The organism is Micromonospora inositola (assembly GCF_900090285.1).
In the GTDB taxonomy this organism is placed as follows: Bacteria; Actinomycetota; Actinomycetes; order Mycobacteriales; family Micromonosporaceae; genus Micromonospora; species Micromonospora inositola.
The window spans coordinates 4,100,910-4,125,439 of sequence record NZ_LT607754.1; the positions used below are offsets into that span (position 1 = coordinate 4,100,910).

At 73.8% G+C, this 24,530-nt stretch carries 20 protein-coding genes, 1 tRNA gene and 1 pseudogene; 7 read left to right on the forward strand and 15 right to left on the reverse strand.

The genetic code is table 11. The features are described 5' to 3' along the window. Positions 1 to 504: 504 nt before the first annotated feature. On the forward strand, positions 505 to 1,392 hold the full coding sequence (locus tag GA0070613_RS19645) for a phosphatase PAP2 family protein (RefSeq protein WP_172875855.1): 888 nt from the start codon (positions 505 to 507) through the stop codon (positions 1,390 to 1,392). On the opposite strand, the gene GA0070613_RS19650 is transcribed toward GA0070613_RS19645, so the two are convergent. Continuing rightward, complete coding sequence (locus tag GA0070613_RS19650) at positions 1,389 to 1,844, reverse strand: YbhB/YbcL family Raf kinase inhibitor-like protein (RefSeq protein ID WP_089013633.1); 456 nt, start codon at positions 1,842 to 1,844, stop codon at positions 1,389 to 1,391. The genes GA0070613_RS19645 and GA0070613_RS19650 overlap by 4 nt on opposite strands. A 102-nt stretch (positions 1,845 to 1,946) precedes the next feature. On the opposite strand from GA0070613_RS19650, the gene GA0070613_RS19655 reads away from it, so the two are divergent. Further along, entirely contained in the window at positions 1,947 to 2,618 is a 672-nt protein-coding gene (locus tag GA0070613_RS19655; RefSeq protein ID WP_089013634.1) for a maleylpyruvate isomerase N-terminal domain-containing protein, read from the forward strand. 89 nt (positions 2,619 to 2,707) lie between these two features. On the opposite strand, the gene GA0070613_RS19660 is transcribed toward GA0070613_RS19655, so the two are convergent. Further along, the gene (locus GA0070613_RS19660; protein WP_089013635.1) at positions 2,708 to 3,571 is read right to left on the reverse strand and encodes a DUF1028 domain-containing protein; all 864 of its coding nucleotides are present in this window, start codon (positions 3,569 to 3,571) and stop codon (positions 2,708 to 2,710) included. A gap of 71 nt (positions 3,572 to 3,642) precedes the next feature. Next, the gene (locus GA0070613_RS19665) at positions 3,643 to 4,863 is read right to left on the reverse strand and encodes a low temperature requirement protein A (RefSeq protein WP_089013636.1); all 1,221 of its coding nucleotides are present in this window, start codon (positions 4,861 to 4,863) and stop codon (positions 3,643 to 3,645) included. Positions 4,864 to 5,025: 162 nt separating this feature from the next. Here GA0070613_RS19665 and GA0070613_RS19670 point away from each other — a divergent pair, with 162 nt between their 5' ends. Then, entirely contained in the window at positions 5,026 to 6,006 is a 981-nt protein-coding gene (locus GA0070613_RS19670; protein WP_089013637.1) for an LLM class F420-dependent oxidoreductase, read from the forward strand. Position 6,007: 1 nt separating this feature from the next. Beyond that, complete coding sequence (locus GA0070613_RS19675) at positions 6,008 to 6,799, forward strand: SDR family oxidoreductase (RefSeq protein WP_089013638.1); 792 nt, start codon at positions 6,008 to 6,010, stop codon at positions 6,797 to 6,799. A gap of 18 nt (positions 6,800 to 6,817) precedes the next feature. Here GA0070613_RS19675 and GA0070613_RS32150 read toward each other — a convergent pair whose 3' ends face one another. The 7 genes from GA0070613_RS32150 to GA0070613_RS33990 all read right to left on the reverse strand — a co-directional run bounded on the left by GA0070613_RS32150 (position 6,818) and on the right by GA0070613_RS33990 (position 18,292). Beyond that, positions 6,818 to 6,961 carry a hypothetical protein gene (locus GA0070613_RS32150; protein WP_157746390.1) on the reverse strand — a complete coding sequence of 48 codons (144 nt, stop codon included), beginning with the start codon at positions 6,959 to 6,961 and terminating at the stop codon, positions 6,818 to 6,820. 29 nt (positions 6,962 to 6,990) lie between these two features. Next, positions 6,991 to 9,330, reverse strand: coding sequence for a transglutaminaseTgpA domain-containing protein (locus GA0070613_RS19680; RefSeq protein ID WP_408630953.1), 2,340 nt, complete (start codon positions 9,328 to 9,330; stop codon positions 6,991 to 6,993). After that, on the reverse strand, positions 9,306 to 10,460 hold the full coding sequence (locus GA0070613_RS19685) for a DUF58 domain-containing protein (protein ID WP_089013639.1): 1,155 nt from the start codon (positions 10,458 to 10,460) through the stop codon (positions 9,306 to 9,308). Before GA0070613_RS19685 ends, GA0070613_RS19680 begins: the two co-directional genes overlap by 25 nt. A 3-nt stretch (positions 10,461 to 10,463) precedes the next feature. Continuing rightward, complete coding sequence (locus GA0070613_RS19690) at positions 10,464 to 11,459, reverse strand: AAA family ATPase (RefSeq protein ID WP_089013640.1); 996 nt, start codon at positions 11,457 to 11,459, stop codon at positions 10,464 to 10,466. A 34-nt stretch (positions 11,460 to 11,493) separates the two neighbouring features. Further along, the gene (locus GA0070613_RS19695) at positions 11,494 to 14,058 is read right to left on the reverse strand and encodes a fibronectin type III domain-containing protein (RefSeq protein WP_231929850.1); all 2,565 of its coding nucleotides are present in this window, start codon (positions 14,056 to 14,058) and stop codon (positions 11,494 to 11,496) included. A gap of 80 nt (positions 14,059 to 14,138) precedes the next feature. Further along, positions 14,139 to 15,383 carry an RNA-guided endonuclease TnpB family protein gene (locus GA0070613_RS19700; RefSeq protein WP_197698923.1) on the reverse strand — a complete coding sequence of 415 codons (1,245 nt, stop codon included), beginning with the start codon at positions 15,381 to 15,383 and terminating at the stop codon, positions 14,139 to 14,141. Positions 15,384 to 15,739: 356 nt separating this feature from the next. Further along, positions 15,740 to 18,292 carry a fibronectin type III domain-containing protein gene (locus GA0070613_RS33990; protein WP_269459000.1) on the reverse strand — a complete coding sequence of 851 codons (2,553 nt, stop codon included), beginning with the start codon at positions 18,290 to 18,292 and terminating at the stop codon, positions 15,740 to 15,742. 243 nt (positions 18,293 to 18,535) lie between these two features. Between GA0070613_RS33990 and GA0070613_RS19715 the strand changes: the two genes are divergently transcribed. Continuing rightward, positions 18,536 to 18,619 (forward strand) — tRNA-Leu (locus tag GA0070613_RS19715). Here GA0070613_RS19715 and GA0070613_RS33030 read toward each other — a convergent pair. The 3 genes and pseudogenes from GA0070613_RS33030 to GA0070613_RS33040 all read right to left on the reverse strand — a co-directional run. Beyond that, positions 18,601 to 19,209: a hypothetical protein gene (locus GA0070613_RS33030; protein WP_197699108.1), complete on the reverse strand. Its 609-nt coding sequence runs from the start codon at positions 19,207 to 19,209 to the stop codon at positions 18,601 to 18,603. The two genes, GA0070613_RS19715 and GA0070613_RS33030, sit on opposite strands and share 19 nt — an antisense overlap. A gap of 26 nt (positions 19,210 to 19,235) precedes the next feature. Then, positions 19,236 to 19,874: a recombinase family protein gene (locus GA0070613_RS33035; RefSeq protein WP_197698924.1), complete on the reverse strand. Its 639-nt coding sequence runs from the start codon at positions 19,872 to 19,874 to the stop codon at positions 19,236 to 19,238. 19 nt (positions 19,875 to 19,893) lie between these two features. Then, a pseudogene (locus GA0070613_RS33040) lies at positions 19,894 to 20,271 on the reverse strand (TetR family transcriptional regulator); the annotation flags it as partial. A gap of 264 nt (positions 20,272 to 20,535) precedes the next feature. Here GA0070613_RS33040 and GA0070613_RS19725 point away from each other — a divergent pair. Further along, complete coding sequence (locus GA0070613_RS19725) at positions 20,536 to 21,552, forward strand: 3-keto-disaccharide hydrolase (protein ID WP_089013644.1); 1,017 nt, start codon at positions 20,536 to 20,538, stop codon at positions 21,550 to 21,552. 92 nt (positions 21,553 to 21,644) lie between these two features. Here GA0070613_RS19725 and GA0070613_RS33505 read toward each other — a convergent pair whose 3' ends face one another. Next, positions 21,645 to 21,833: a hypothetical protein gene (locus GA0070613_RS33505; protein ID WP_089013645.1), complete on the reverse strand. Its 189-nt coding sequence runs from the start codon at positions 21,831 to 21,833 to the stop codon at positions 21,645 to 21,647. A gap of 339 nt (positions 21,834 to 22,172) precedes the next feature. Here GA0070613_RS33505 and GA0070613_RS19740 point away from each other — a divergent pair, with 339 nt between their 5' ends. Next, entirely contained in the window at positions 22,173 to 23,132 is a 960-nt protein-coding gene (locus GA0070613_RS19740; protein WP_089013647.1) for an NAD(P)H-dependent flavin oxidoreductase, read from the forward strand. Positions 23,133 to 23,458: 326 nt separating this feature from the next. On the opposite strand, the gene GA0070613_RS19745 is transcribed toward GA0070613_RS19740, so the two are convergent. Beyond that, positions 23,459 to 24,439: a helix-turn-helix domain-containing protein gene (locus tag GA0070613_RS19745; RefSeq protein ID WP_089013648.1), complete on the reverse strand. Its 981-nt coding sequence runs from the start codon at positions 24,437 to 24,439 to the stop codon at positions 23,459 to 23,461. Positions 24,440 to 24,530 lie beyond the last annotated feature (91 nt).

The following is a 24,530-nucleotide window of genomic DNA, read 5'->3' on the forward strand; positions in this document are numbered from 1 at the left end:
TCCGTCCGGACCCTGATCAGCGAGCAGCGCGGCGACTACCGGCGGTTCGACGACGTCGCCATGGCGTACGCCGACTACGGGAACTGTTCCCCAACGGGTGACGCGCTCCTCCGGACGGGTGGCCGGCCCCGCCCGTCCGGAGGCCGACCAGGCCCCGGGGGAACTGCGGAAGCCCGGTCGGCGGACGGCCTGATTCCCAGGGTCAGGCCGGGTAAGCCGGCCGTCCGGCCGACGCGGCGGATCAGCCGGCCAACCGCTCCGTCCGGAGACGAGATTGCCGCGAAAAAGCCCGCGAAATCCGGGCTGCACGGGATCACGCGGCAGCGGTGGACGGAGTAACGTACATCACCGGAGAGGCCGCTCCCCCCGTGGCGGCCTCTCTTTCATTTCCGGCGCCGGCTGGTCCCGACCGGTCTTGTCCCACCACCTCGTCCGGCCTGCCGGCACCGCCGCCGTGGGCCGCCGCAGTCCCACCGAGCGCCGACCCGGTCCGGCCGTTACGGTGTGCGGGTGCGGGAGACTGCGAGGGGTTGGACGGCGGTCTGGTTGGTCGTGCTGGCCCTGGTGCAGGTGACCGCACTCCTCGTGGTGTGGCGCTTCGCCCTGCACACCGAGGTCGGCCAGTGGCTTGACACGGTGGCGCTCACCGGCAACCGGATCGGCCAGGAACGGATCGACGGTCCGGTGGACCGGATCCTCAACGCGATGTCGGTGGTGTCCCTGGTGGTGGCCACCGCGGTGATCGGCTTCATCGCGCTGATCCGGGGCCGCAAGGCCCTGGCGGTGACGGCCACCCTGCTGATCGTCGGCGCGAACGTCAGCACCCAGGTGCTCAAGCACTTCCTGACCCGGCCGGACTTCGGCGTCGACCCGGAGCGGGCGGCTGCGGGGAACAGCCTGCCCAGCGGCCACACGGCGGTGGCCGCCTCGGTGGCGGTCGCGCTGATCCTGGTGCTCCCGCCCAAGGTGCGGGTCCTCGGCGCCTTCCTCGGCGCCGGGTACGCCGCCGCCGCCGGGGTGGCCACCCTCTCCGCCGGCTGGCACCGACCGAGCGACGCCGTGGCGGCGTTCCTCCTGGTAGGAGCCTGGGCGGCGGTGGCCGGCCTGGTCCTGCTCTTCTTCCAGCGGGAACAGGCGGCGTTCTCCGCCGAGGACGCGCACCGGGTCGCGGCGGCCGTGCTCGGCATCGGCGGGGCGCTCGCCCTCGTCGCCTCCGCGCTCGCCCTGTCCTGGCTGGTCGATCTCCCCGAGGTCCCCGCCGACGAGCTGTCCCGCCGCCCTCTCTTCGTCGGGTACGCGGGCAGCGCGGCCGGCATCGTCGGGACGATCGCCGTGGTGACCGCGCTGGTCCTCGCGGTGGTGCACCGCCTGGTGCCCCGGTACAAGGGCTAACTGCGGTAGTAGGTGCCTACCATCGTGCCGCTGGCGATCTCCTTGTCGGTGAGCGCGCTGTGCACCTCGGTGGCCTGGGGCGCCTCGGGCAGCTCCAGCGGGCGCTCCAGCGCGTAGAGGCGGAAGAAGTACCGGTGCGAGTCCTCGTGCAGTGGCGGGTGTGGGCCGCCCCACCCGGTCGTACCGAAGCTGTTGGGCCACTCGCGGCCCCCTTCGGGTATCGCGCCCTCGGCGACCCCGGCGGATTCGGGCGAGATCCCGGTGACCAGCCAGTGCAGGAAGGGAGCCTTCCCGGCGTCCGGGTCCTCGACGATCAGGACGAGTTCCTCGGTCGTGTCGGGGACCTCGGACCACTCCAGCGGCGGCGAGACGTTTCCGCCCTCCCGGGAGAAGCGTCCCGGTAGCAGGTCGTGGTCATTGAACGCGGTGCTGCGCAGCATGATGCCGGCCATTCGACGCCCCCTTTCGTCCACCGGCGCATACCCGGACCGTGGGTGCCGAAACGGCGGCGTGAGAGGGTAGCCCGGCGGGTTGGACCGATCGGGGGAGCACGGGTGGACGAGGTGCGGGCGGCGTTCCGGGACGAGTGCGCGCGGCTGGCGGAGATCCTGCGGGGGCTCGACGAGGCCGACCTCGACCGGCCCACCCCCTGCCCGCCCTGGGCGGTCCGCGACCTCGTGGCGCACGTCCGCACCGGCGCCGGCCGCGTCGTCGACATGCTCGCCGCGCCCGCCCCGGACCGGGCGGAGGTGGACGCCGCCGGCTACTTCGGGGCCGCCAAGTTCACCCCGGAGGTGGACCACGCCCGGATCGACAGCGCCCGGCGGGAGGCGCGCGAGCGGCCCGGCGTGCCGGAGGTGGCGGCGGACTTCGCGCGAACCTGGCGGGCCACCGACGAGGCCGTGGCCGCGCAGCCGCCGGGCCGCCTGGTCCATACCCGGCACGGTGACGCCATGACCCTGACCGAGTTCCTGCGGACCCGGGTGGTGGAGGTCGGCGTGCACGGCTTGGACCTGGCCGACGCGCTGGACCGGCGGCCCTGGCTGACCCCGGCGGCCGCCGCGGTGGTGGCCGACCTGCTGACCGGCGGCCGGCCCGTCCCGGCCGGGCTGGACTGGGACCCGCTGACGGTGATCCGCAAGGCCACCGGCCGGGCAGCGCTGACCGACCGGGAACGGACCCTGATCGAGGAGTCGGCCTTCCGCTGGCTCTCCTTCGCCGGCTGACCGGCCCGGGGCCGCGACCGGAAGCGAGTGACCTTCCACTGCACCGCCGCTCGCGTCGGATGAACCGCGTTCGGCCCGGACGGGTGGGGTCAGCGGGTGCGGCGGGGGGCGGGGATCTGCGGTGCGGTGCGGCGCAGGTGGTCCAGGACGATCGGGTCGATCCGGGCGGGCACCAGCCGTTCTTCGAGGTTCTCCACGCCGGCCCAGGAGGCGAGCGCGTCGTCGAGGCCGGCCGGGCCGACCGGGTGGCCGACCGCCGTCAGCAGGCCGGCGACCTCGTCGGCGAGGGGCCCGGCCAGGTCCCGCAGGGTGGCCGGATCGGGCTTGCCGAAGAGCAGGGTGTGCGTGTCGAGCAGCCGCACCAACTCGGTGACCGGGTCGGGATGGTCGTCCGCCCGCAGGTCGACCAGGGTGTCGCCGGTGCCGGCGTACCCGCCGTGCCGCTCGACCACCAGCAGGCCGGCGCTCTGCCGGCCACGCCGGTCGCCGCCGGCCCGGTCCCCGGCGTGCAGCGCGGCGAGCAGCCGCTGCGGGAACGGCAGGCCACCCCCGCCCAACCAGGCGTCCCGGACCGCGTCGATGACGTGCGGCCCGGCGAGGATGTTGCCCTGCGCGGCCCAGCCGTCGCCGGCCTGGCCGCCGGCCCACGGGTGGCAGCGCGGCCCGGTCCAGGTCGCGCCGTCGCCGGTCGCCCCGACCACGCCGAGCTGTCGGTCGTCCCGGCCCGGGTCGGCGGCGACCAGGCCGGCCACCACGTCCGCGGCCGCCACGCCGGTGCGCAGCAGCGCCAGCCCCTGCGGCCGGTACGCGAGGTTGACGTGCGCCTGGGTGGCGACGGCCCCGACCTCGGCCTCGGCGGCCGGGACCAGCGCGCCGGCGGCGAGGAACTTGCTGGCCACGGCGACGCCGTGCAGACGGCCGTCGGCGGACCGGGCGACGATCGAGAAGGTCACCAGCGGATGGTAGCGCCGGAGCCTCCCCGCCGGTGCCCTCGGAAGCACCGGGACGGTCTGCGCCGGCGCCCTCAGAACGGTGGGGCGGCCGCCTCCGGGGGCCGGCCCCAGGCCCGCCGGGCGTCCGCCAGCGCGACGCCGAGCAGCACGACCGCCGCGGCCGCCGCCGAGATCAGCGAGGCGACACGCAGCAGGAAGGGCGCCAGCGCCACCAGGACGAGGATCGCCACCCAGCGCGACGGCGACACCCGGCCGAAGACCTCGTACTCGAAGCGGGCCCGGCCGGCCAGGAAGAACGCCGGGCCGCCGAGGGTCATCGCGATCCACGGCACCTCGTTGTGCCCGAGCGGGTGCGCGAGGACCAGCTCGTAGCCGATCGCGGTGGCCACGAGGCCGATCACCATCACCAGGTGGGTGTCCGCCGCGGAGCGGCCGATGGTCGCGGGATGGGCGGCCTTCATCACCGCCTCACCGAGGATCTGCCCGGCCCGCTGGACGTAGATCCGCCAGAGCAGGATCGAGGAGAGGAGGGCGATGGCGAAGCCGGCGGTCCGCGCCATGGTGAACCCGTCGCCGGTGTAGGCCAGTCCGGTCACCAGGATCGCCTCGCCGAGCGCGATGAGGAAGAACTGCTGGTAGCGCTCGGACAGGTGCTCACCGGCGATGTCCCAGCGGGAGACGGTGGAGCGGCCCAGCCCGGGCACCGGCCAGCCGCACCGCTGGGCCAGGTACTCCAGCCCCAGCGCCGTCGTCCAGAGCACCACCCGGAGGTCGGTGGGCTTGAACGCGCCGGTCAACCAGAACACCGCGGTCACGCTGAACGTGATCAGCATCCGCAGTTTGAGCGGGCGGTACGGGTGCCCGCGGCCCAGGGCCACCAGCAGAATCGCCGGGCGGCTCAGCTGCGCCACCACGTACGCGGTGGCGAACGCCAGCCCGGTCTCGCTGAACGCGCGGAGGGTGGCGATTCCCATCACCATGCTGCACACCAGTGCGGTGATCACGATGGTCTGCAGCCAGGTGTGGTGTGGGTCGTACCGGCTGGTGGTCCACGCGGTGCCCTGCCACACCGTCCAGAGCGCGAAGAGGAGCAGCAGCGTCTTGCCGCCGCCGGTGACCGCCGACCAGCCGCGGACGTGCCCCGGCTCCATGGCCAGGTCCTCGAACGCGCGGGCCGAGACGCGGGTGAGCGCGAAGACATACACCAGGTCGAAGAAGAGCTCCAGGAAGGTCGCCCGCTCCGCGCTGCCCTCGACCGTGAGCGGCGGGCCGTTCGCCCTACCACTCGTCATGGTCGGCGGTTCCCGCCGTCGCTCCCACCCACCTGGCAGTCGTAACACTCTTTCCGGGCGTAACGGTGGGTATCGCCCGGATCGCCCCCGGCGGGACTGTTTCGGATCTTGCTCGGGACGCCGGCGAGCGGGCACGATCGACCGGTGACGAACCGATGGGGCATGACGGTGCCGTTGAGCGGGATCCCGCTCGCCGACCACGCCGCGGTCTACGCGGCCCTCGACCGGGCCGGGTTCACCGACGTCTGGTCGTCGGAGGTGGCCGGCGCCGACGCGTTCACCCCGCTGGCGCTCGCCGCGGCGTGGCAGCCGAGGCTGCGGCTCGGCACCGCGATCACCCCGGTCTTCACCCGGGGGCCCGGGCTGCTGGCGATGACCGCCGCCGCCCTCGCCGAGACCGCGCCCGGCCGCTTCGCCCTCGGCATCGGCGCCTCCTCGCCGGTGCTGGTGCGGGACTGGAACGCGGTCCGCTTCGACGAGCCGTTCCGGCGGACCCGGGACGTGCTGCGGTTCCTTCGCGCCGCGCTGCGCGGCGAGACCGTCGACGAGGTCTACGACACGTTCACCGTCCGCCGGTTCACCCTGGAGCGCCCGCCGGCCGTCCCGCCGCCGGTGCTGCTCGCCGCGCTGCGCCCCGGCATGCTCCGGCTCGCCGCCGCCGAGGCCGACGGAGTGATCCTCAACTGGCTCGCCGCCGACGACGTGCCCCGGGCCCTCGCCGAACTCGGCGACCGGCGGCCGGGCTTCGAGGCGGTCGCCCGGATCTTCGTCTGCCCCACCGAGGACGCCGCGCACGCCCGCGCGTTGGGCCGCCGGCTGATCACCGGCTACCTCACCGTTCCCGCGTACGCCGCCTTCCACCGCTGGCTCGGCCGGGAGGCGACGCTCGGTCCAATGTGGGCGGCGTGGGCGGCCGGGGACCGGCGGGGCGCCGCGGCGGCCGTGCCCGACGAGGTGGTCGACGCGCTGGTGCTGCACGGCTCGCCTGAGCACTGCGTGGCGCAGGTCCGCCGCTACGCCGACGCCGGGGTGGACGTACCGGTGATGGCGCTGCTGCCCACCCCGGAGCTGGCCGCCGGCGGCGCGGCGGCCCTGACCACCCTGATCCCCCGACTGGGCGTCGCCGACGCGGACCGGAGCTGAAATGAACCTCACCGACCGGGTGGCCGTGATCACCGGCGGGGCCGGCGGCATCGGGTCCGCGCTGGCCCGCCGCTTCGTCGCCGAGGGCGCCGCCGCCGTCGTACTCGCCGACCTGGACGCCGACGCGGCCCGTGCGGTCGCCGCGGACATCGGCCCCGTCGCGCACGCCGTCGGCTTGGACGTCACCGACGAGGAGCAGGTCCGCGCGCTGGTGGCGGAGACCGAGCGGCGGTACGGGCGGATCGACCTGTTCTGCGCCAACGCCGGCGTGGCCACCGGCGGGGGAGTGGAGGCCCCCGACGCAGACTGGGACCGGGCCTGGCGGGTGAACGTCCTCGCTCACGTCCACACCGCGCGGGCCGTGCTCCCGGCGATGCTGAAGCGCGGCTCGGGGTACCTGCTGCTCACGTGCTCGGCGGCGGGCCTGCTCACCGCGGTCGGCGACGCCCCGTACAGCGCGACCAAGCACGCGGCGGTCGGCTTCGCCGAGTGGCTCGCGATCACCTACCGGGACGCCGGCATCCGGGTCAGCGCGCTCTGCCCGCAGGGCGTGGACACCCCGATGCTCGCCGACGGCCTCGCCGCCGGCCACCTCGGCGCCCGGGTCATCGCCGCCTCCGGCGCGGTGCTCACCCCCGACCAGGTGGCCGAGGCGACCATCGCCGGGCTGGCCGAGGAGCGGTTCCTGATCCTGCCCCACCCGGAGGTCGCCGCCTACACCCGCCGGCGCGCCGAGGACCCGGACGGCTGGCAGGCCGGCCTGCGCAAGCTGGTCCGCAAGCTGCGCGCCTGAACCCTCCACGCCCGTCGGTCAGATCGACCCGGTACCACCGCCGACGTCGCTGGGCGGGCCGCCCATGAGTGTGCGACGGCGACGAGCGCGCCACGTCCGGCCGGCCATGATCAGCGGGGCGCCGGCGAGGAGGGCGATGACAGCCCAGCCGGGTCCGGACATGCCCCGACGGTAAGGCCCGGCGGCAGACGTCAGCGGCGCCAGCGCAGCGGGCCCGGACGCACCGACCAGAGCAGCCGCCGCCACCACGGGCGGGCGTCCCGCAGCGCCGACACGTACCCGTGGGCGACCACCGCCGCCCGCTCCGCCTGCTCCGGGGTCGCCGTGCCCGGGGCGAAGGCGACCTGGTTGAGCAGCCCGGCCAGCTCGTCCACCGCCACCGCCGGCGGGCCCACCTCAGTGGGCGTCGCCGCCCGGGCCGCGGTGAGAACTCGCCGTGCCGACTCGGCCACCTCGGCCGCCGCCAGGTCGTCGCCGACCGGGTGGCCGGCCAGCCGCAGCGCGTCGGTCACCTCCCGCCAGGCGCCGGCGATCCGCCCACCGGGGTCACCCCGCCCCAGCCGGGCCCCGGTCAGGCTCCGGCGCAGCGCGGCGAGGGTCAGCAGCACCAACCCGACCAGCAGCACCAGGCCGCCCGCGCCGGCGCCCACCAGGACCGGGGTGGAGAGCCCGGACCGGTCGTCCGCCGGGCCGGACGCGGCCTCGGCCGGGGGCGTCGCGGTCGGCTCCACGGTCGGCGCGGGCACCTCCGACGGGGGCGGGTCGTCCGGGGTGGGACGGAAGTCCTCCTCCACCGGGCGCGGCTGCTCATCCGGCTGCGGCATCGGGTCGAACGGCACCCAGCCGACCCCCTCGAAGAGCACCTCCGGCCAGGCGAACGCGTCCGCCGCGCGGACCGGGCCGTCTCCCCGGGGCTCGAAGCCCACCACCACCCGGGTGGGCAGCCCGGCCAGCCGACCCAGCACCGCGAACGCCGCGGCGAACTGCTCCGAGGTGCCCCGCTGCCCGCCGCCGTTGCGCGGGCCGAAAAGGAAGAAGGCCAGGTTCGGGTACGCGTGCCCGCTCGGCGCGTCCGCGGTGACCCGGTAGTGCTCGGCGAGGAACTGCTCGATCGCCGCGGCGCGGGCGTACGGGGCGCCGTTGGACTCGGCGAGCTGGGCGGCGAGCCGGCGCAACGGCTCCGGCGTCCCGTCGGCCACCCGCAGCACCCGGGACACCGCGTCACCCGCCGGCACGTTCGCCGTGGCCAGCAGGTTCCCGCCGGGGCGCTCCCGCATCGAGGTGACCGTGTAGCGCAGCCCGGGAGCCAGCCCCTCCGGCCGGATCAGCGTCCCGGTCGCCGGGTCGTACGCCACCCGGGCGCCGGTGATCTCCCGGGGCGTGGCGACCGCCGGCAGCAGCCGCCCGGTCAGGTCGGCCACGGTGATCTCCTGGCGGACCGTGTCGGTGGCGCCGCCCGCAGCCGGCTCCACCGCCGGCAGGATCCGGCCGGCGTTGCGGTAGGTGGCCCCGACCCGCCAGGTCACCCCGTCGTAGTCGTTGAGCACGGCGAGCCGGATCCGGGCCGCCTCCCGCCCCGACCCGCCCGCCTCGGTACGGACCTCCAGCAGTCGCTGGTCCGGGTTCAACGCCCAGCCGGAGATCCGGATCAGGGGGTTCTCGTCCAGCGACTCGATCTGCGGTGGTTCCACGTACCGGCGCGGGTCCACCGGGCGCTCGTCCACCTGAGCGGCGACCACCGGGGCGAGCAGGGCGGCGAGCCCGACCACGACGGCCACTCCCGCCGCGCCGGCGGCGAGCAGCCGGACCCGGACCGCGGCGCGTACCGCCGGAGCGAGGCCGGCCGTCGGGTCGCCGCCCGCCGGCCCGTCCCGCCACGGCAGCGCCGCCAGGCCCACCGCGGCCACCGCCGCGAACGCCACCGTCGGCCAGATCGCCGGCTGCGCGTTCGGGCCGACCACGTAGAGCGCCCCCGCGTAGAGCAGGGCCGGCGGCAGGTAGCCGAGCAGCACCCGGCCGGCCCGCAGCGCCACCTCCGCGCCCGCCAGGCCCGCGAGCCAGGCGGCGACCAGCGGCAGCAGCACCGTGTCCGGCGCCGGTTCGACCGGGATCATCGCGGTCAACAGCCGCGGGATGGCGTTGCTGGCGGCGTCGGCGGTCAGCGCGCCCAGGCTTCCCGGCAGGTCGGCGTGCGCGGCGGCCAACCGCAGCGCCAGCGCGGTCCACCCGGCCAGGGCGAGCACCGACAGCGGTGCGACCAGCCAGGACGCCAACCGCCGGGCGGCCACGCTGACCAGCACCGAGCCCACCGCGGCGCCGACCATCAGCCGGGTCAGCAGCGGCCCCGCGTACACCCGGTCGAGCACCACCCCAGCCAGGGCGATCATGGTGATCAGCGCCACCGGCACCGGCACGGCGCCCAGCACCCGCACCACGGCCCCGCCGCGCCGCTCCGCCGGCGGCGGGGGCCCGGTCGGCGCGTCCGCCTCGCGGGGCGGCGCCAGGCTCACCACCGACGGACCCCGTCCCACTCGGCCGCGAACTCCGCGCCGTCCGCCGCGTCCACCACCACCAGGCCGGCCGCGCCGGCCGGCGTCGGCTCCGCCGCGCCGAGGACCCCCACCAGCACCGACGGGTACGCCCCGCGCAGCGCGCCGACGTGTCCCAGGTCGCCGCGGCCACCCGGCCCGGTGAGGAAGACCAGGGTGTCGCCGAGCCGCTCCTGCCGCAGCCGGCTCGTCGAGGTCCGCAGCACGTCATCTCCGGCGTCGGCCAGCTCGACCGCGGCGAGCCGGTCCAGCGGCCCACCGGCGCCGGCCGGGCCCCCGTCGGCGGGCACGACCAGCAGCAGGCTCACCGGCAGGTCCTCCCGGACCGCGGCGGCGACCACCGACGCCGCCGCCTCGCAGCCGGCCTCGAAGGACTCCGCCACCCCGTCGACCCGCTGCGGGTGCGCGGCCGCCCGGTTGTCCAGCACCACCACGATCCGGGGCAGGCTGGTGTCCACGTTCTCCCGGACCATCAGCTCGCCGACCCGGGCGCTGGTCCGCCAGTGCACCCGGCGCAGCTCGTCGCCGACCACGTACTCGCGCAGGGAGTCGAAGGTGATCGAGCCGTGCGGCACACTGTCGGTGCGGCCGTCGAGGCTCCGCCCGGCCCCGGTCGGCACCGCGCGCAGCGGATGGATGCGCGGGTGCACCCAGACCGGCACGGTGCCCCCGTACGGGCGGGCCATCGCGACCAGCCCGAGCGGGTCGCGCCGGGTCACCTGCAGCGGGCCGACCGGCACCACGCCCCGGCGGCGGGTCGGCACGTCGTAGCGGACCGTGGTGTCCCGGCCGGGACGCAGCCGCAGCAGCGGCACCGGCACCAGCGCCGCGCCGCAGCGGTCCTCGGCGACCAGGTTGGCCGCCCGCAGCCGCCCGGTGTTGCGCACGGTCAGCGTCATGCTGGCCGGCTCGCCGCGGGCCACCCGGTCCGGGTCGGCACCGCGCTCCACCGCCAGCCGGGGCCGCCACGCGGCGGTGACCAGCGCGTGCCCGACCGCGACGGCGGCCGCCGCGCCGAGCACGGTCAGCTCCGGGTACGCGTACCGGAAGCCCACGCCGAGCAGCGCGACGGCGGCGACGAGCAGCCCGACACCACGGGCGGTGATCCCCACGGCTCAGCCGTGCACCGGGGCGGGCTGGCCGGACGGCAGCGGCACCGGCACCGAGGCGACCGCCTGGCGCAGCACCTCGGCGGCGGTCACCCCGCGCATCTGCGCGTCCGGGGTGAGCAGCAGCCGGTGCGCGAAGACCGGCTCGACGAGTGCCTTCAGGTCCTCCGGCATGATCCAGCCCCGCCCGTCGATCAGCGCGTACGCGCACGCCGCCCGGGTCAGCGCGATGACGCCGCGAGGGCTGACCCCGACCCGCACCTGCGGGTGGCCACGGGTGGCCGCGGCCAGCCGGACCGCGTACGTGTAGAGCGGCTCGGCGATGTGCACCCGGCGGGCCATCCGCACCATCTCCCCGAGGGCGGCGGTGTCGGTGACCGCGCTGAGCGAGTCGGGGGAGCGGACGGTGGCTCCGCGCAGCACCTCGATCTCGACGGCCTCGTCCGGGTAGCCGACCGACAGCTTCACCAGGAACCGGTCGAGCTGGGCCTCCGGCAGACGGTAGGTGCCGTCCATCTCCACCGGGTTCTGGGTGGCCACCACCAGGAACGGCTGCGGCACCGGATGCCGGACGCCGTCCACGGTGACGGTCCGCTCCTCCATCACCTCCAGCAGCGCCGACTGGGTCTTCGGTGACGCCCGGTTGATCTCGTCGGCGATGACGATGTTGGCGAAGACCGGACCGGGGTGGAACTCGAAGCCGCGGGTGGCCTGGTTGAAGATGGTCACCCCGGAGACGTCCGACGGGAGCAGGTCCGGGGTGAACTGGATGCGCCGCCACTGGCCCTGCACCGTGGCCGCGATCGCCCGGGCCAGGGTGGTCTTGCCGACCCCGGGCACGTCCTCCAGCAGCACGTGCCCCTGGGCGAAGAGCGCGGTCAACGCCAGCCGGACCACCTGCGGCTTGCCCAGCACGACCGCGTTGACGTTCTCGGCCAGCCGGGCGGCGAGGGCGGCGAAGCCCTGCACCTCCGCCTGGCTGAGCGGTTCGGGGGTGTTCACGTGCGCGCGTGCTCCTCGACTGGGTGGTACGCCGTCAGCAGGTGGGCAGGACGTTGATGTTGTCGCCGCCCTCCAGGTTGAGCCAGGCCCACGGGATGTAGTTCCGCCCCGAGTAGTCGACCTGCACCCACCAGGTGCTCTGCTTCTGATTGTTGTAGATCCAGGAGTCGACGTTCTCACCCTGCTTCTTGCAGTACGCCTTCAACCGGGTGCCGGGCTTCGCCCAGCCGACCTGCTTGGCGTTGAGCTGCTGCGGCACCGAGAAGATCTCGTTGCCGTTGCGGCCGGACACGTCGGCGTCGCAGTAGGTGCGCTGATCGCCGCTGGGCCCGTTGTTGCAGGTGGCAATCCCGTACAGCGGGTCGGTCGACTGGGCCTTGGTGGCGGTGCCGTTGCCGGCCGCGTTGGTCGCGGTCACCGTCACCGTGTACGCCGTGCCCGGGGTCAGCCCGGTGACCCGCAGGCTGGAGCAGCTCCCGCTGGCGGTCTTCCCGCCGGTGGCGGCCGAGCAGGTGGCGTTCCCGCCGCCGGCGTCCACGGTGAACGACACCGTCACCGACGTCGCGTCGGCCGACGAGCCGGTCACCGTGATCCGCGGCGCGGCGACCGTCCGGGCGGTGGTGCTGGCTTCCGGCCCGGGGCCGGCCTCGTTGACCGCCTTCACCTTCACCGTGACGTTCTGCCCGTTGCCCAGACCGCCGACCGTCGTCCGGGTGTCGGTCACCTCGCTGGTCTTCCCGCCGACGTCCACCAGGTACTTGGTGACCGGGCGGCCGTTCTCCACCGCCGGCGCCCACTGCACCGCCACGGTGCCCGGCTGGTCGGCCACCGTGGACGCCTTCAGTTCGGTGGGCGCGCCGGGGGCGGCGAACGGCACCACCGTGTTACTCACCGGAGAGGCCTTCGAACCGGCGCCCTTGTCGTTCACCGACACCACGGTGAACGCGTACTGGGTGCCGTACGCCAGCTCACCGGCGGGGATCACCAACTCCGTCTTCGTCGACTCACCGGCCGGGGCGGTGGCGCCGGCCGAGGCGGCGGTGACCGCGTACCGGGCGATGGTGTTGCCCTGGCCGTTGGCCGCGGGCCACTTCACCAACACCGTGCCGTCCGGGCGGGCCCCGGCGGTGACGCTGGCCGGCGAGTCGGGCACCGCCGCGGTCGGGGTGACCGGGTTGCTCTTGCGGGCCGGCCCGTCGCCCTTGGCGTTGACCGCGTGCACCGAGAACGTGTACGTCTCGCCGTTGGTCAGCCCGGTGATCTCCACCGCGCGCTGGTTGGCGCCCACCTCGTGGCGCTGGTCGGCACCCTCCACCACGTACCTGGTGATCTCGGCGCCGTTCGCGGCGGCCGGCCGCCAGCTCACCCGGGCCGAGGCGTTGCCCGCCGCGGCGGTGACGGCGCGCGGCGCGCCCGGCTTGCCCACCCGGGGCTTCTTCGGCGGGGGCGGCGGCGGGGGCGCCGGCGGCGGGTCGCCGCCGAGCACGTCGTTGGCGTACTTGTTGACCTCGCGGACCTGGTTCTTGTCGTCGACCACCCGGGCGGTCGGCGAGTTGGGCGCGTTGATGAAGAGGTGGTTCTCCCGCACCTCCAGCTCCAGCGGGCCGGAAGTCCCGGAGCCCTTGATGGTGTCCACCAGCTTGCCGTCCGCGTCGAACGAGTAAACCGTGCCGGTCGCCTCGTCCGCGCAGTAGAAGCGGTTCGCCCAGGCGACCGCCGGGCTGAGCCGGTCACCGGCGCCCGGCACGGTGAACTGCCCCACCTCCGCGCTGTCGCGGACCACGTGCACCCGCCGCTCGCCGGCCACCGTGACCGGCACCTGGGGCCCGCTGGTCCGCACGGGCAGCGCGCCGGGGGAGGCCATCTTGAGGTTCGCCCGCTCCGTCCGGCCGCCCCGGACCGTCACCAGCGACGCCGAGGTGCGGTCGAGCACCGCGACGCCGGAGTCCAGGGTGGAGACCGCCAGCTCGTGGCTGGGCTCGGCCACGTCGTACGTCTCGACCCGCTTGGGGCTGAGGCCCGCCGGCGGTGCCGCCCCGGGGGTGGCGGGCAGTGCCGCGGCGGTGATCGCCGAGACGGTGCCCTCGCTCGGCACCGCGATCCACAACCGGCCCTCGCCGTCGAACGAGCCGCCGGTGATGCCCGGCGGGTAGCGCACCGGCTCGCCCACCGGGGTCAGCGAACGCGGGTCGAACTGCCGGACGATGCCCTGCACCGCGTCCACCACGAACGCGGCGTCCTCGTGCAGCGCGACGTTCACGCCGAAGCCGGGGGTGGTGGGGGTGGTCGCGGTGATCTGGAGGGTGGCCAGGTCCAGCGAGCTGACCTGGCCGGTGTTCAGGTCGCGCAGGATCAGCAGCCGGTCGGTCTGGGTGACCTGCAGCTGGTGCCGCCGGGCACCGGGGACCTCGACCCGGGTGTCGACCCGCGCGGTGACCCCGTTGACCCGGGCCATCTCGCTGCGGGTGGTGCTCCACAGCCAGGAGCTGGCGTCGTAGTTGGCGACCGTGTTGTCGGCGGCGCCCAGCCCGAGGACGGTCAGCCCCATGGCGGCCAGCAGCGCCGCCACGGTGCCGATGGTGACCAGGCCGCCCCGCATCCGGGAACGGGGTCGGGGCGTGCCCGCCCCGGTGCTCGCGACGTCCTCGATGGTGACCACTGCCGGCTGCCTGCTTCCCATTAGTTGCTCATAGCTGAGCGGTTCGGATAATTCGCTCTCCGCTCAGCGATGGCCGGGCTGGAGTCCTGGACCGGCAGTCTGGTCCGGTGGCGATCGGTCCGGTCCTGCAGGATCTGCTTCACCTTGTGGTGTGGGGTGTGCAGGGCGATGTCGGGGTCGCCGGCTCGGTGCAGGATGTTGATCGCGGCGTTCACGTCGGCCTGCCACACCACCCCGCACGGAGTGCAGTGAAACCGGTCCCCGCTGCGTCGGCCGAAGGCGCCGCAGCGGTGACAGGTTTGTGAGGTGTAGGCGGCGTTGACGTGCACGAGCGCAGAACCTCTGCGCTCCGACACGTTTCTTAGGGCCTCGGCGGTGACCCCTTTGGTCCACCCGGCGAGGCGCCGGTTGATGTTCTTGCCGAGCGTCTTGCGCCCGGCGAAGCGTTTGGTGAGGTCTTCGGCGACCACGGTGGCGGCCTTCTCCACGACCTCGTGTACGGCGGTGAAGATCTCCGTGCGCACCCGCGCCCGGTACCGGGCCGCCTGCCGATCCCGCTTCACGGTCCCGAGATTGTTGACCTTGATCCGGTGCGCCTTCGCGTGGTTACCGCGCAGGGCGGCGGTGTTGGCGATCGACCGCAGTTTCGCCCGACGCCGGTTACGTTCCTTCAACCGATCCGACTCGCTGGACAGCACCACGCCGAGCTGTACACCGTGGGGCTGGCCGTCGGAGTCGGTCAAGGCTTCGGTGTAGCCCTTGTCCACACCGACCGTCGCATCGCCGCACGGCCGCTGCGACGACCGCATCTCCGCCGCGTCGATCTGATAGTGCACCTCAACCCGACCACCGCGCAGGATCAGCCGCAGCGTGCCCGTCGGCGCGACAGCCGTCGACAGCGGGATTTTTACCATCTTGCGGGGCTCAAGACCGGGAACCGCCAACCACAACCGGCTCTGCCCATCGACGGCGGTGTTGTACTTGTCGGCGCACACGACGATCTGATCGTGTGTGCGATTTCTCCCGCGCTTCCAGTGCTTGCGCATCTGCCGAGCCAGGAACGGATCACTGGCCCACTGGTCGGCCCTCAGCGTGGTGAACATCCGCTTGCGCTCGGCGCCAGCGTTGGTGCGTCGGCCGATGGCCCACTGGACCTCGACCTTGGCCGCCGCCAGGTTCGCGGCGATGTCGGCCATCGCGTCGCGGACGGTTTCCTTCCACGCGTTCGCCAACACGCCGAACCGCACGTGCGTGCCGTCAGCCAACCACCGATCCCGCACCTGCCGGTCCCGCAACCCGGCCCCGACACCGTTGATCGAGCCGTAACGCTGCCACATCTCACTACGAACCCGACCCAACCGACGGGCCTGCTCCACCAGTGCGGCGTACTTGCCCGGGTTCAGGCGGGCCGAGTAGGCGATGCGGGTGACCTTCATTGATCATCCCCCACGGTCAGAAAGGAAAGCAACACAAGTCGCTGCTCCCCGTATCGGTGTGGGAGGTGCCTACGCACGGTCGACCCTCCCATAGCCGGGAGCCATCATAGGGGCCAGCCGAGGACCGTGGAACCCGCACCGTCCTCCTGTGGACAACCAGCGGGGTCCCGGGTGGACGGCACCAGTCAGCGTGTTCCCGTACCGCCCTCCCGGCGGGTGCAGACCTGCCCCGAGGTGGCGTAGGTGTCCGTCGAGAAGACGGCCAGCACGGTGAAGCAGTAGTCCAGTTTGGCGCTAAGCCCGTTCACCGTGTAGCGGGTCTCCCCGGCGTCGACGGTGGCCATCACCCCCAGCTTCTGCCCGGCCCGGCCGCCGGCCACCACGAACGGAACCCCACCGTCCGTCGGGTCCGTCCAGGTGATCGTGATCGTGGTGGAGTCGTCCTGCAACCGCAGGTCACCTGGCGGCGGGCCGCTCACCTTCGGCTTCGCCGACGCCGGCCCGGGCGTGGGCGGCGGGGCGGCGTCGCGGTTGAGCACCACCGCGCCCACGCCGACCGCGGCGGCCACGGCCACCACCGCGACGCCCGCCGCCACGGCGATCGCCGTCCGGTTGCGGCCGCGTGACTCGGGCTCCTCGACCTGCGGGTACGCGGTCGGCCGGTGGAACGGCGCCGGCACCGCCGGCCAGGCCCCCTGCGCCGGGTACGCCTCCGTCCCGGGCGCCGGATCGGCCGGCCGGGGCTCGGGGAACTCCAGCAGGCCGTCGTAGACCGGCAGCGGCGGCGGGACGCCGGGGTCGGTGACCGGGGCGGGCCCGGGCAGCGGGTGCGGCTCCGGTTCGTCGGCGTCCTCCGGCGGCGCGTCCGGCCCCCCGTCTGCGGGCCGGTCGAGCGGCTGCGGCGGTGCGGCGCTGCTCCACGGCGGCGCCGTCAACCCCCACGGCGGCACGAGTGACGCGCAGACCGGAGCCACGGCCGGCGGCCCGCTCACCGGCGGCGGGCCTACCGGGTGGCCCGCCCCGCCCGGGTACGGGTTCGCCAGGTCGGGGGGGCCGCTCACCGGGTACGCCGGGTGCCCCGGCGGGCCGCTGATCGGGTACGCGGGTGTGGGCGGCGCGCTGACCGGGGGCGTCGGTCCCGGTGGGCCGCTGACCGGGTACGCGGGCATGGGCGGCGCACTCGTCGGCGGCATCGGCTCCGGCGGGCCGCTGACCGGATGGACCGGCGCTGGCGGAGTGCTGAGCGGGTGGGTAGCCGGCGGGCTGCTCGTCGGTGCGCCACTGACGGGCATGGTGCCCAGGGGCGGGGGGCTAAAGGGCGGTGCGCTCACGGGCGGCGGCGGGGCGCTGGCGGGCGCGGCGGCGACCGGCAGGACCGGTGGCGTGCCGGGCGGTGGGGCCGGCGCCGCCGCGGCGGCGCGGTCCGCCTCCTCGCGCAACAGCGGCGCGAGCTGCTGCACCTGCACCGTCGGCTTGGTCCAGCCCGGCGCCGGGGCGGCCGGCGGCTGCTGGTCGCTCCCGCCCCCGGCGGCTTCCGCTGTGGCGGGCCGGCTCGGCGGGGACATCAGGTCGGCGTCCGGCTGCGGCCGGGACAGCGGGCCGGTGGCCGCCGACGGGCCGGCGGGCGAGGTGGGCGGCGCGGAGGCCGGGACGACGGCGGGCGGTGCGGGGGGCGCGGAGGCCGGTCCCGGAATTACCGGGGCCGGCGGCAGGGGCGCCGGTGGCGCGGAGGTCTGCGTCGGGGCCCAGGTGCCCGCTGGAGCGGCGCCAGCCGGTGGTGTCGACACCGGCGCGGAGTCAGGCGCCGGACGGGACGCCGGGGTCGGCGCGGGCGGGGCCGACGTGGGCGCCGGGATGACCGGGGGTGACGGCAGGGGAGCGACGGGACCGGGCGGCGCGGAAGTGGGAGCCGCGCTGGGCGGCGACGGCGGGGCGAACAGCGGGGGCGGCGGCAGCGACGCCGCCGGTCCGCGGGCCGGTGGCGGCGCCCACCCCGACGACGCCGGGTGCGCCGGCGCCGAGACGGGCCGGGCCGGTTGCGGCGCCCTGGACTGCGGCGGCTGCGGACCCCAGGGCTGCGGAACCCCGGGCTGCGGCACTGCGGCCCGGGGCGCTGCCGACTGCGGCGGCCCGGGCTGGGGCGCCCACCCCGACGCCGGCACGGCCGGCGCGGGCGGGGCGGACCGCGGTGCGGCGGGAACTGGCGGCGGGGCCTGCGGCGCCGGTGGGGCGGGTACGGCCGGCAGCGACATCGTCGGCCCGGACAGTGCTGCCGGATCGGGGCGCGGGCCGCCGGCGGCGGGAGCGGCGGCGGAGCCGCCGAGGTAGCTGCGGGCCGCGCGTACCGCGGGGTGGTCGGGGCCGAGCACCGCGGGCCCGGCGGTGGCGACGCGGGTGTAGTTGCGGCGGGCCTCGTGCCGGTTGCCCAGTTCCTCCGCCGCCCCGGCCAGGTCGAAGCTGAGCGCCAGCATCAGCGGGTCGCCGTCCCCGCGGCGGCGCTCGCCGGCCGCGTACGCCTCCTCCAGGACCCGGCGGGCCGCGGCCGGATCGTCGGCCTCGCGGTGCAGCCGGGCCAGCAGGTGGGCGTTGCCCAGCACCTCGGGGTGGTCCTCCCCGTACGCCGGTCGGGCCGCCACGATCGCGTCGGTGAGCAGGCGGCGGGCGTTGGCCAGATCACCGGCCGAGCGCAGGGCGAGGGCCTGGTGCGCGGCGGCGGTCAGGGGGGAGGGGTGGGACACGTTAGCAATGCTGCCGGTAATCGGCGGTCGGACGCTACCCGCCCCGGCGCATCCTGAGACCAGGCCGCCGGCGAAATCCGCGCTCCGGCGCCGTGAGCTGCGGAAACGTCCGTGGCCGGAGCGCGGCGGCCGGCGATGTGCATGATCCATCCGAGCCGTGTACAGTAATGCCCCGTGCGGCCCGCCGGGGCGGCTGACGGGTGACGAGGTCACCGCGGCCGACAGGGTAGGCTGGACGAGCAGGTCCGGGTGGCGGAATGGCAGACGCGCTAGCTTGAGGTGCTAGTGCCCGTATAGGGCGTGGGGGTTCAAGTCCCCCCTCGGACACAAACCATTACCCCACGGTGCGCGCTGAGATCCACTGCAGCGCGCACCGTTTGCGTTTCCGTCTGGTAAGTGAGCCGGAGGCCGAGTTGCCGGTAGACCTCGGCCTTGTCGGCGGGGTCGGCGTCGCGGAGCACGGCGGCGATGTCGCCGAGCGCCGTCACCAGGCTCGTGATTTCTGCTCGGCTCATCCGGCGCGGGCTTTTACCCACGTTCGCGTGGAGGTCGGCTTCGGCGCGGGCGCGTTCGGCCTGGGTCTGGGCGATCCAGCCGGTGACCACCGTCGGGTCCGCTCCGGCGTCGAGGGCCGCCCGGTAGCGCTCCAGCTTGGCGTTGCATGCGGTGATGATCGTCTGGGCTGCCGTAGCAAGTGCGGGCGGATGATCCAGGGGTTGGGCGTCGGCCATCGCGGTGATCGTCTGTTCGATGCGGTGGGGTGCGAAGGCGGAGGCCAGCCAGGTGTCGAGCGGGTCGGTGAGGGCGTCCTCGCGCAGGTACACATTGCTGGGATGCGCGACCTGGTTGGCGAGGGCGTTTTCCTGGGGGAAGCGACAGCGGTAGTAGGCGTCGCCGTGGTTGTACTGGCCCTGCATGCGTCGGTCGCAGGCGGCGCAGTAGATCAGGCCGCGGAAGACGTACGGGTTGCGGGTGCGCTGCTTGACGTGTTGACCGCCGGTTCCCCGTCCGCGCCGTTGGAGGATTGCTGGGCCTGTTCGAAGGTCGCGTCGTCGATGAGTGGTTCGTGGGTGATCTCCTTGGAGACCACCCACTTGTCCCGGGCGTTCCAGCGCATGACGCCGGTGTGGCCCATTGCCACGTCGTCGACGTCGAGCAGCACCTCGTCGGTGCGTTGCTTGTTCCATACCTGTCGCCCGGTGTAGCGGGGGTTGGTGAGGATGACGCGGACGGCGCTCTTGGACCAGGCGATGCCGCTGCGGTGCCGGTTGCGGGCGCGGTCGTGCGCGGATGGGCAGGGCACGTGATTGGCGGTGAGTCCTTCGGCGATGGCGAAGAGCCCGATACCGGCGAGGAACTCGGCGAAGATCCGCCGGAGGATCGGCGCGGTCTGTTCGTCTGGAGTGAGGCCCTTGAGGCGTTTGCCGTCGGCGGCCTTGGCGGGGTTGGGATGGGGTCCGAGGTCGCGGAGGGCATAGCCGTAGGGTGGGCGTCCGCCGAGGTAGCGGCCCTCGAGGAGGGTCTGGGCGGCCATGGCGGTGCGGACGCGAACCTTGATCCGGTTGCGTTCGCCCTTGCTCATGCCGCCGAAGACGGACTTGCTGCGCGTCCGGGTGGACTAGGGCGGCCCGCAGTACCGGGTCGGTGCGCGCGGCCACCCAGAGCTCGAGGACGAAGAGTGGTCCGGTGAAGGCGGCGGCCAGCATGTTGATCAGCCGGTCCAGCCGTTGCGTCCCGGCCGGCAGTGCGGCGGCCCGGCGCTCGGCCAGGTGTGCCATGGCGGCGGTGACCAGGGCGGCCCTGGTCGGATAGTGATGCAGTTGGGCGCCCCGCGAGACGCCCGCGCGGCTCGCCACCACCGTGGTAGTGGTGCCGGACCAGCCGTGCTCGATCAGGCGCTCGATGGTCTCCTCCCGCGGCCGGGCCCGGGCGGCGTGGCTGCGCTGCTGTCGAGGGACGTGGATCGACGCGATCGGCACGGGTCAGCCTGGCGAGTCCGAAACAAACGGTCAAGGCTGACCTTTAGCTTCGGCTTTCCGTCGCTTCAAGCAAAAGATGGGCGCGGTACGACGAAACTTCTTGATGTATCGATGGAAACAATCTAGGTTCGGGCGAGGACTTGTCATGTAACGCCCCCGGGAGGCGCTCAGAACCTCGCGGGGAACGAGAGTCCGATGCAGACGGCGAGCTGACGAGCGAGAACCGGCAGCGCCGCCTCCATCGGTGAGACAAGGAGGTTCAGCGTGGGTAGCAGGAATCGTTTCCTCGCGGGTACGGCGATCCTCGCCGCCGCGGTCCTGAGCGGGGGTTTCGCGGCGGCGCCGGCCACCGCATCGCAATCGTCGTGCGCCGCGCCGGACAGCCGGCCGACCGTCCGCTTCCTCGACTACAACAGCGGCGTGGCGAACCGGACCGTCGACGGTGGCTGTTCGATCAACGACCTGATCGACGACGAGAGCGCCTGGGCCAACCACGGCGGGTTCGTGGCGCACGTGACGCACGTCGCCCGGGATCTGGTCGGCGCCGACGTGATCACCACCGAGGAGGCCGCCGCGCTGACCGAAACCGCGGCACACTCCGACGTGGGGAAGACGATGAGCTATGTCAGCCTGTTCGACGGGACGGCCGAGTCGTACGCGAACTGGGGCTACGTCGGCGGCCGCGGGTTCGGCCTGCGCGACGACGGGTCGATGGTGACGACCAACTCGCCCACCGGCGGCGGGCTCGGCATGCTCTGGTACCGAGCCGCCCAGTTCGGCGACTTCTCGCTGCGCCTGCAGTTCCGCGATGAGCGGAGTGGGGACGCGAACGCGCGGTCGAACAGCGGGGTCTTCGTGCGGTTTCCCGGCGTCGACCCGGCCGCCACCCCCCAGTGCAACACGACTGATCCGGCATGGGTTGCCGTGAACTGCGGCCACGAGATCCAGATCAATGACTCGCCGGAGATCGGCAGCAACGACCCGCGGAAGACCGGATCCGTGTACGGGTTCGCCGACCTGAACCTCGCCCAGGCCCGCCCGGCGGACAAGGGGGTCTGGAACGACCTCGAGATCCGGGTTGTCGGCCAGCACTACACCGTGATCCGCAACGGTGTGGTGATCAACGAGTTCGACAACGTGCCCGGCCTGCCGTTCCCGGGCCGTCCGACCGACCCGGGCACCAGTGGACGGCAGTACGCGCAGGGCTACATCGGCCTGCAGAACCACGACGGCGGCTCGGTCATCGCCTTCCGCAACGTACGGGTGCGGGACCTCGGCTGATCCTGGCCGGGTGCCGGCTTCGTGGCTGCGGTGATCGGCCGGGCCATCCCGCCCGGCGGATCACCGCGCCGCGCGCCCCGGATGCTGATCCGTCAGCGGCCGTCGCGGGGGACGAAGGCCGCGAGGGCGTCGGCGTTGCGCGAGCGGACGTACTCGTCGGCCCAGGCGGCGGCGTGCGCTGGGGGACAGGCGGATCGGGGACGCAGCGCACCGACGATGGCAAGCACCCCTAGCCGAGCGGCCACGTGCACCGCCAGGTCGACCTCCGGGCGCCGACCCACCTGGAGGCGACCGCGAAACCCTGGCCCGGGCCCATCGTCGTGGTCGGCCGTTACACCTACCGCCTCTCGCTCACCTGCTCGCCCGCCGCCCGGCCTCCCCGATCTGCCAGAATCGAGCGATGGCAGGCGCCACAGACGTTGCGGCACTCCGCGTCATTGTCGGCACTATCGCCTACGAGGTCAGCCAGGTGGCCACGCATGCGACGCTCGACGGCGCCTTGACTCAGCTCGGGCTGAGAGGCTGTGACGAGCTGATCGCTGGGCGTGGCGGGTCGGGTCCGCGGAGGTCAGTTGCTGCCTTGTGATCCTGCGCGTCGGACGCGGCGGCATGATGTGGGCATGGCGTTGTCGACGACGTTCACGGAGATGCTCGGCGTGCGGTACCCGATCGCGCTGGCGCCGATGGGTGGGTCGGCCGGTGGCGCGCTGGCCGCAGCTGTCTCCCGCGGTGGCGGGTTCGGGATTCTGGGCGGCGCGTACGGGGACCCGGAGTGGCTGGCACGTGAGGTGCCGATCGTCGCGGGCACTGAAGGGCCGTGGGGTGTGGGATTCCTGACCTGGGGGATCGATCTCGCCGCGGTGGAGCTGGCGCTGAGCTACGGCCCCAGCGCCGTGATGCTGTCCTTCGGCGATCCGAGCCCATACGCGGAGCATGTCCGCCGGGCAAGGGCTCTGTTGATCCTCCAGGTCACAGATCTGGAGGAGGCCAAGCGGGCCGTGGACTTGGGCGCCGATGTGATCGTGGCTCAGGGAACCGAGAGCGGTGGGCACGGAGCCGTGCGCGGGCGGTCCACTTTGCCGTTCGTGCCCGCGGTGGTGGATCTCGTAGCTCCGGTGCCGGTGCTGGCAGCGGGCGGGATCGCCGATGGACGTGGTGTGGCGGCAGCTCTCGTGCTGGGCGCTGCCGGAGCGCTCATCGGCACCCGCTTCCAGGCCACCACCGAGGCCCTGGTCGATCCCTCGATCACCAAGGCGATCCTCGATGGGCGGGGGCAGGACACCGAGCGCAGCACCGTGCTGGACATCGCGCGCGGCTCCCGATGGCCGTCGAAGTACCCCGCCCGCACCCTCGGCCACCCCTACCTCGACCGCTGGCGGGGCCGGGAGGCCGAGCTCGCCGCCGATCCCCAAGCCCGTCAGGCGTACCAGGACGACGTGGCACGCGGCGCGGTGCCCCCGCTGCCGGTCTGGGCGGGCGAGGTCGTCGACCTCATCACCGACCTGCCCTCGGCGGAGGACCTGGTCACTGCCATGGCCACCCAGGCCCAGGACACCCTGACCCGAGCTGGACGCCACTGACCCACCAGCCGTCGGCGCCGTTCCGGCTCGCTCGTCACGCGCCGCGGCGAAGCTACCGAGCCAAGAGTGATCACTCACAGCCACACCGCAACTGGCCGTTCATGGGGAACTTTTGGTGGCCGCTGTCAGGCTCGGCTTGCTGGTGCGCGTCTCCGTGGACTAGCGATGCTCCGGAGACCACTCTTTTCACACCGAAGTGGTGCGGCCTCACCTCTTTCCCGTCACCAGTCGACCCGTAGCAAACCCGACCGCTGTCTCTGACCGGAATCGATCATCGAAAGGGGATCGAGAGCGCGTTCTGCCCGGCGGCGGTTGGGTCCAGAGAGTCACAGCCAGCCACGCGTTTTGGCGCTCATGCCCATCTGGAAGCGGGTGGTGGCGCCGAGGTCTTCCATCAGCGCGTGGATCCGGCGCTGCGTGGTTCTGATCGACCAGCCTAGCGACCTGGCGATACCTTCGTCGGTCAGCCCTGAAGCGAGCAGCATCAATAGATCCCTGGTTTCCTCGTCCGGTCCGCTCGCGTCGTCCACCGGCCCGTCGACGGACAGCGGCACGGCCCGCTCCCACTCCGCCTCGAAGAGCGTGATCAGTGCGTCGAGCAGAGAGGATGGATGGATCACGTAGGCGACGCCGTTCTGCTCGCTGGAGCTGGTTGGAATGACGGCCATCCGGTCATCGACCATGAGCATTTTGAGCGGCAGGTCCGGCCTTACCCGCGCTTGTTCACCCTCGCGCAGCGTGGCGAGTAGGCCGGCTCGTAGCCGCCCAGGCCAGGCGACCGCGTTTCGGCTGTAGATCACCCGATACCGGATGCCCCGGCGCAGCCGCTTGCCCTGGTTCTCCACATTCGCGCTCTTCACATTCGCGCTGGGCGTGCTGACGTAGGGCGGCTTGTCGAAGCCGCGTACCTGCGTCTTGGCGCTGTTCTCGATGTGCGTCACTCTGCGACCGATGTTGTCCTGGCCGACAAGCACCTCCAGTGACTGCTCCGGATGGATGTAACGAGATGCGGCCCGGTGCGTCTCCATCAGTGCCTGTGCCGCGTCGCGCGCCTGCCACAGTTTCGACTCGACCGCGCCGATCAGTTCGCCGATCGCTGCGTCAGGTGGCGCGGCGAGATAGCGCACCGGCCGTCCCGGAAGCCGGCTGACCAGACCGCGCTCGGTTAGCTGGACCAGTGCACCTCTGGTCTGAGCCGGGGACAGCCGGGCGGTTGTGGCAAGTTCGTCCGCGCTCGCTCGAGGGTTGCCCACCAGCGCGACGTACACGGCACTCTCCGCTGGCGCGAGGCCCAGTGCTTTGAACATGTCGCCCTCCAGGCTTCCGTTGTTGGCGGGGCTTTCCAGTGCGAGGGCGGCCCGGCTGTTCTGCGTGATGCCGGATGCGTGTCCCGGCAGC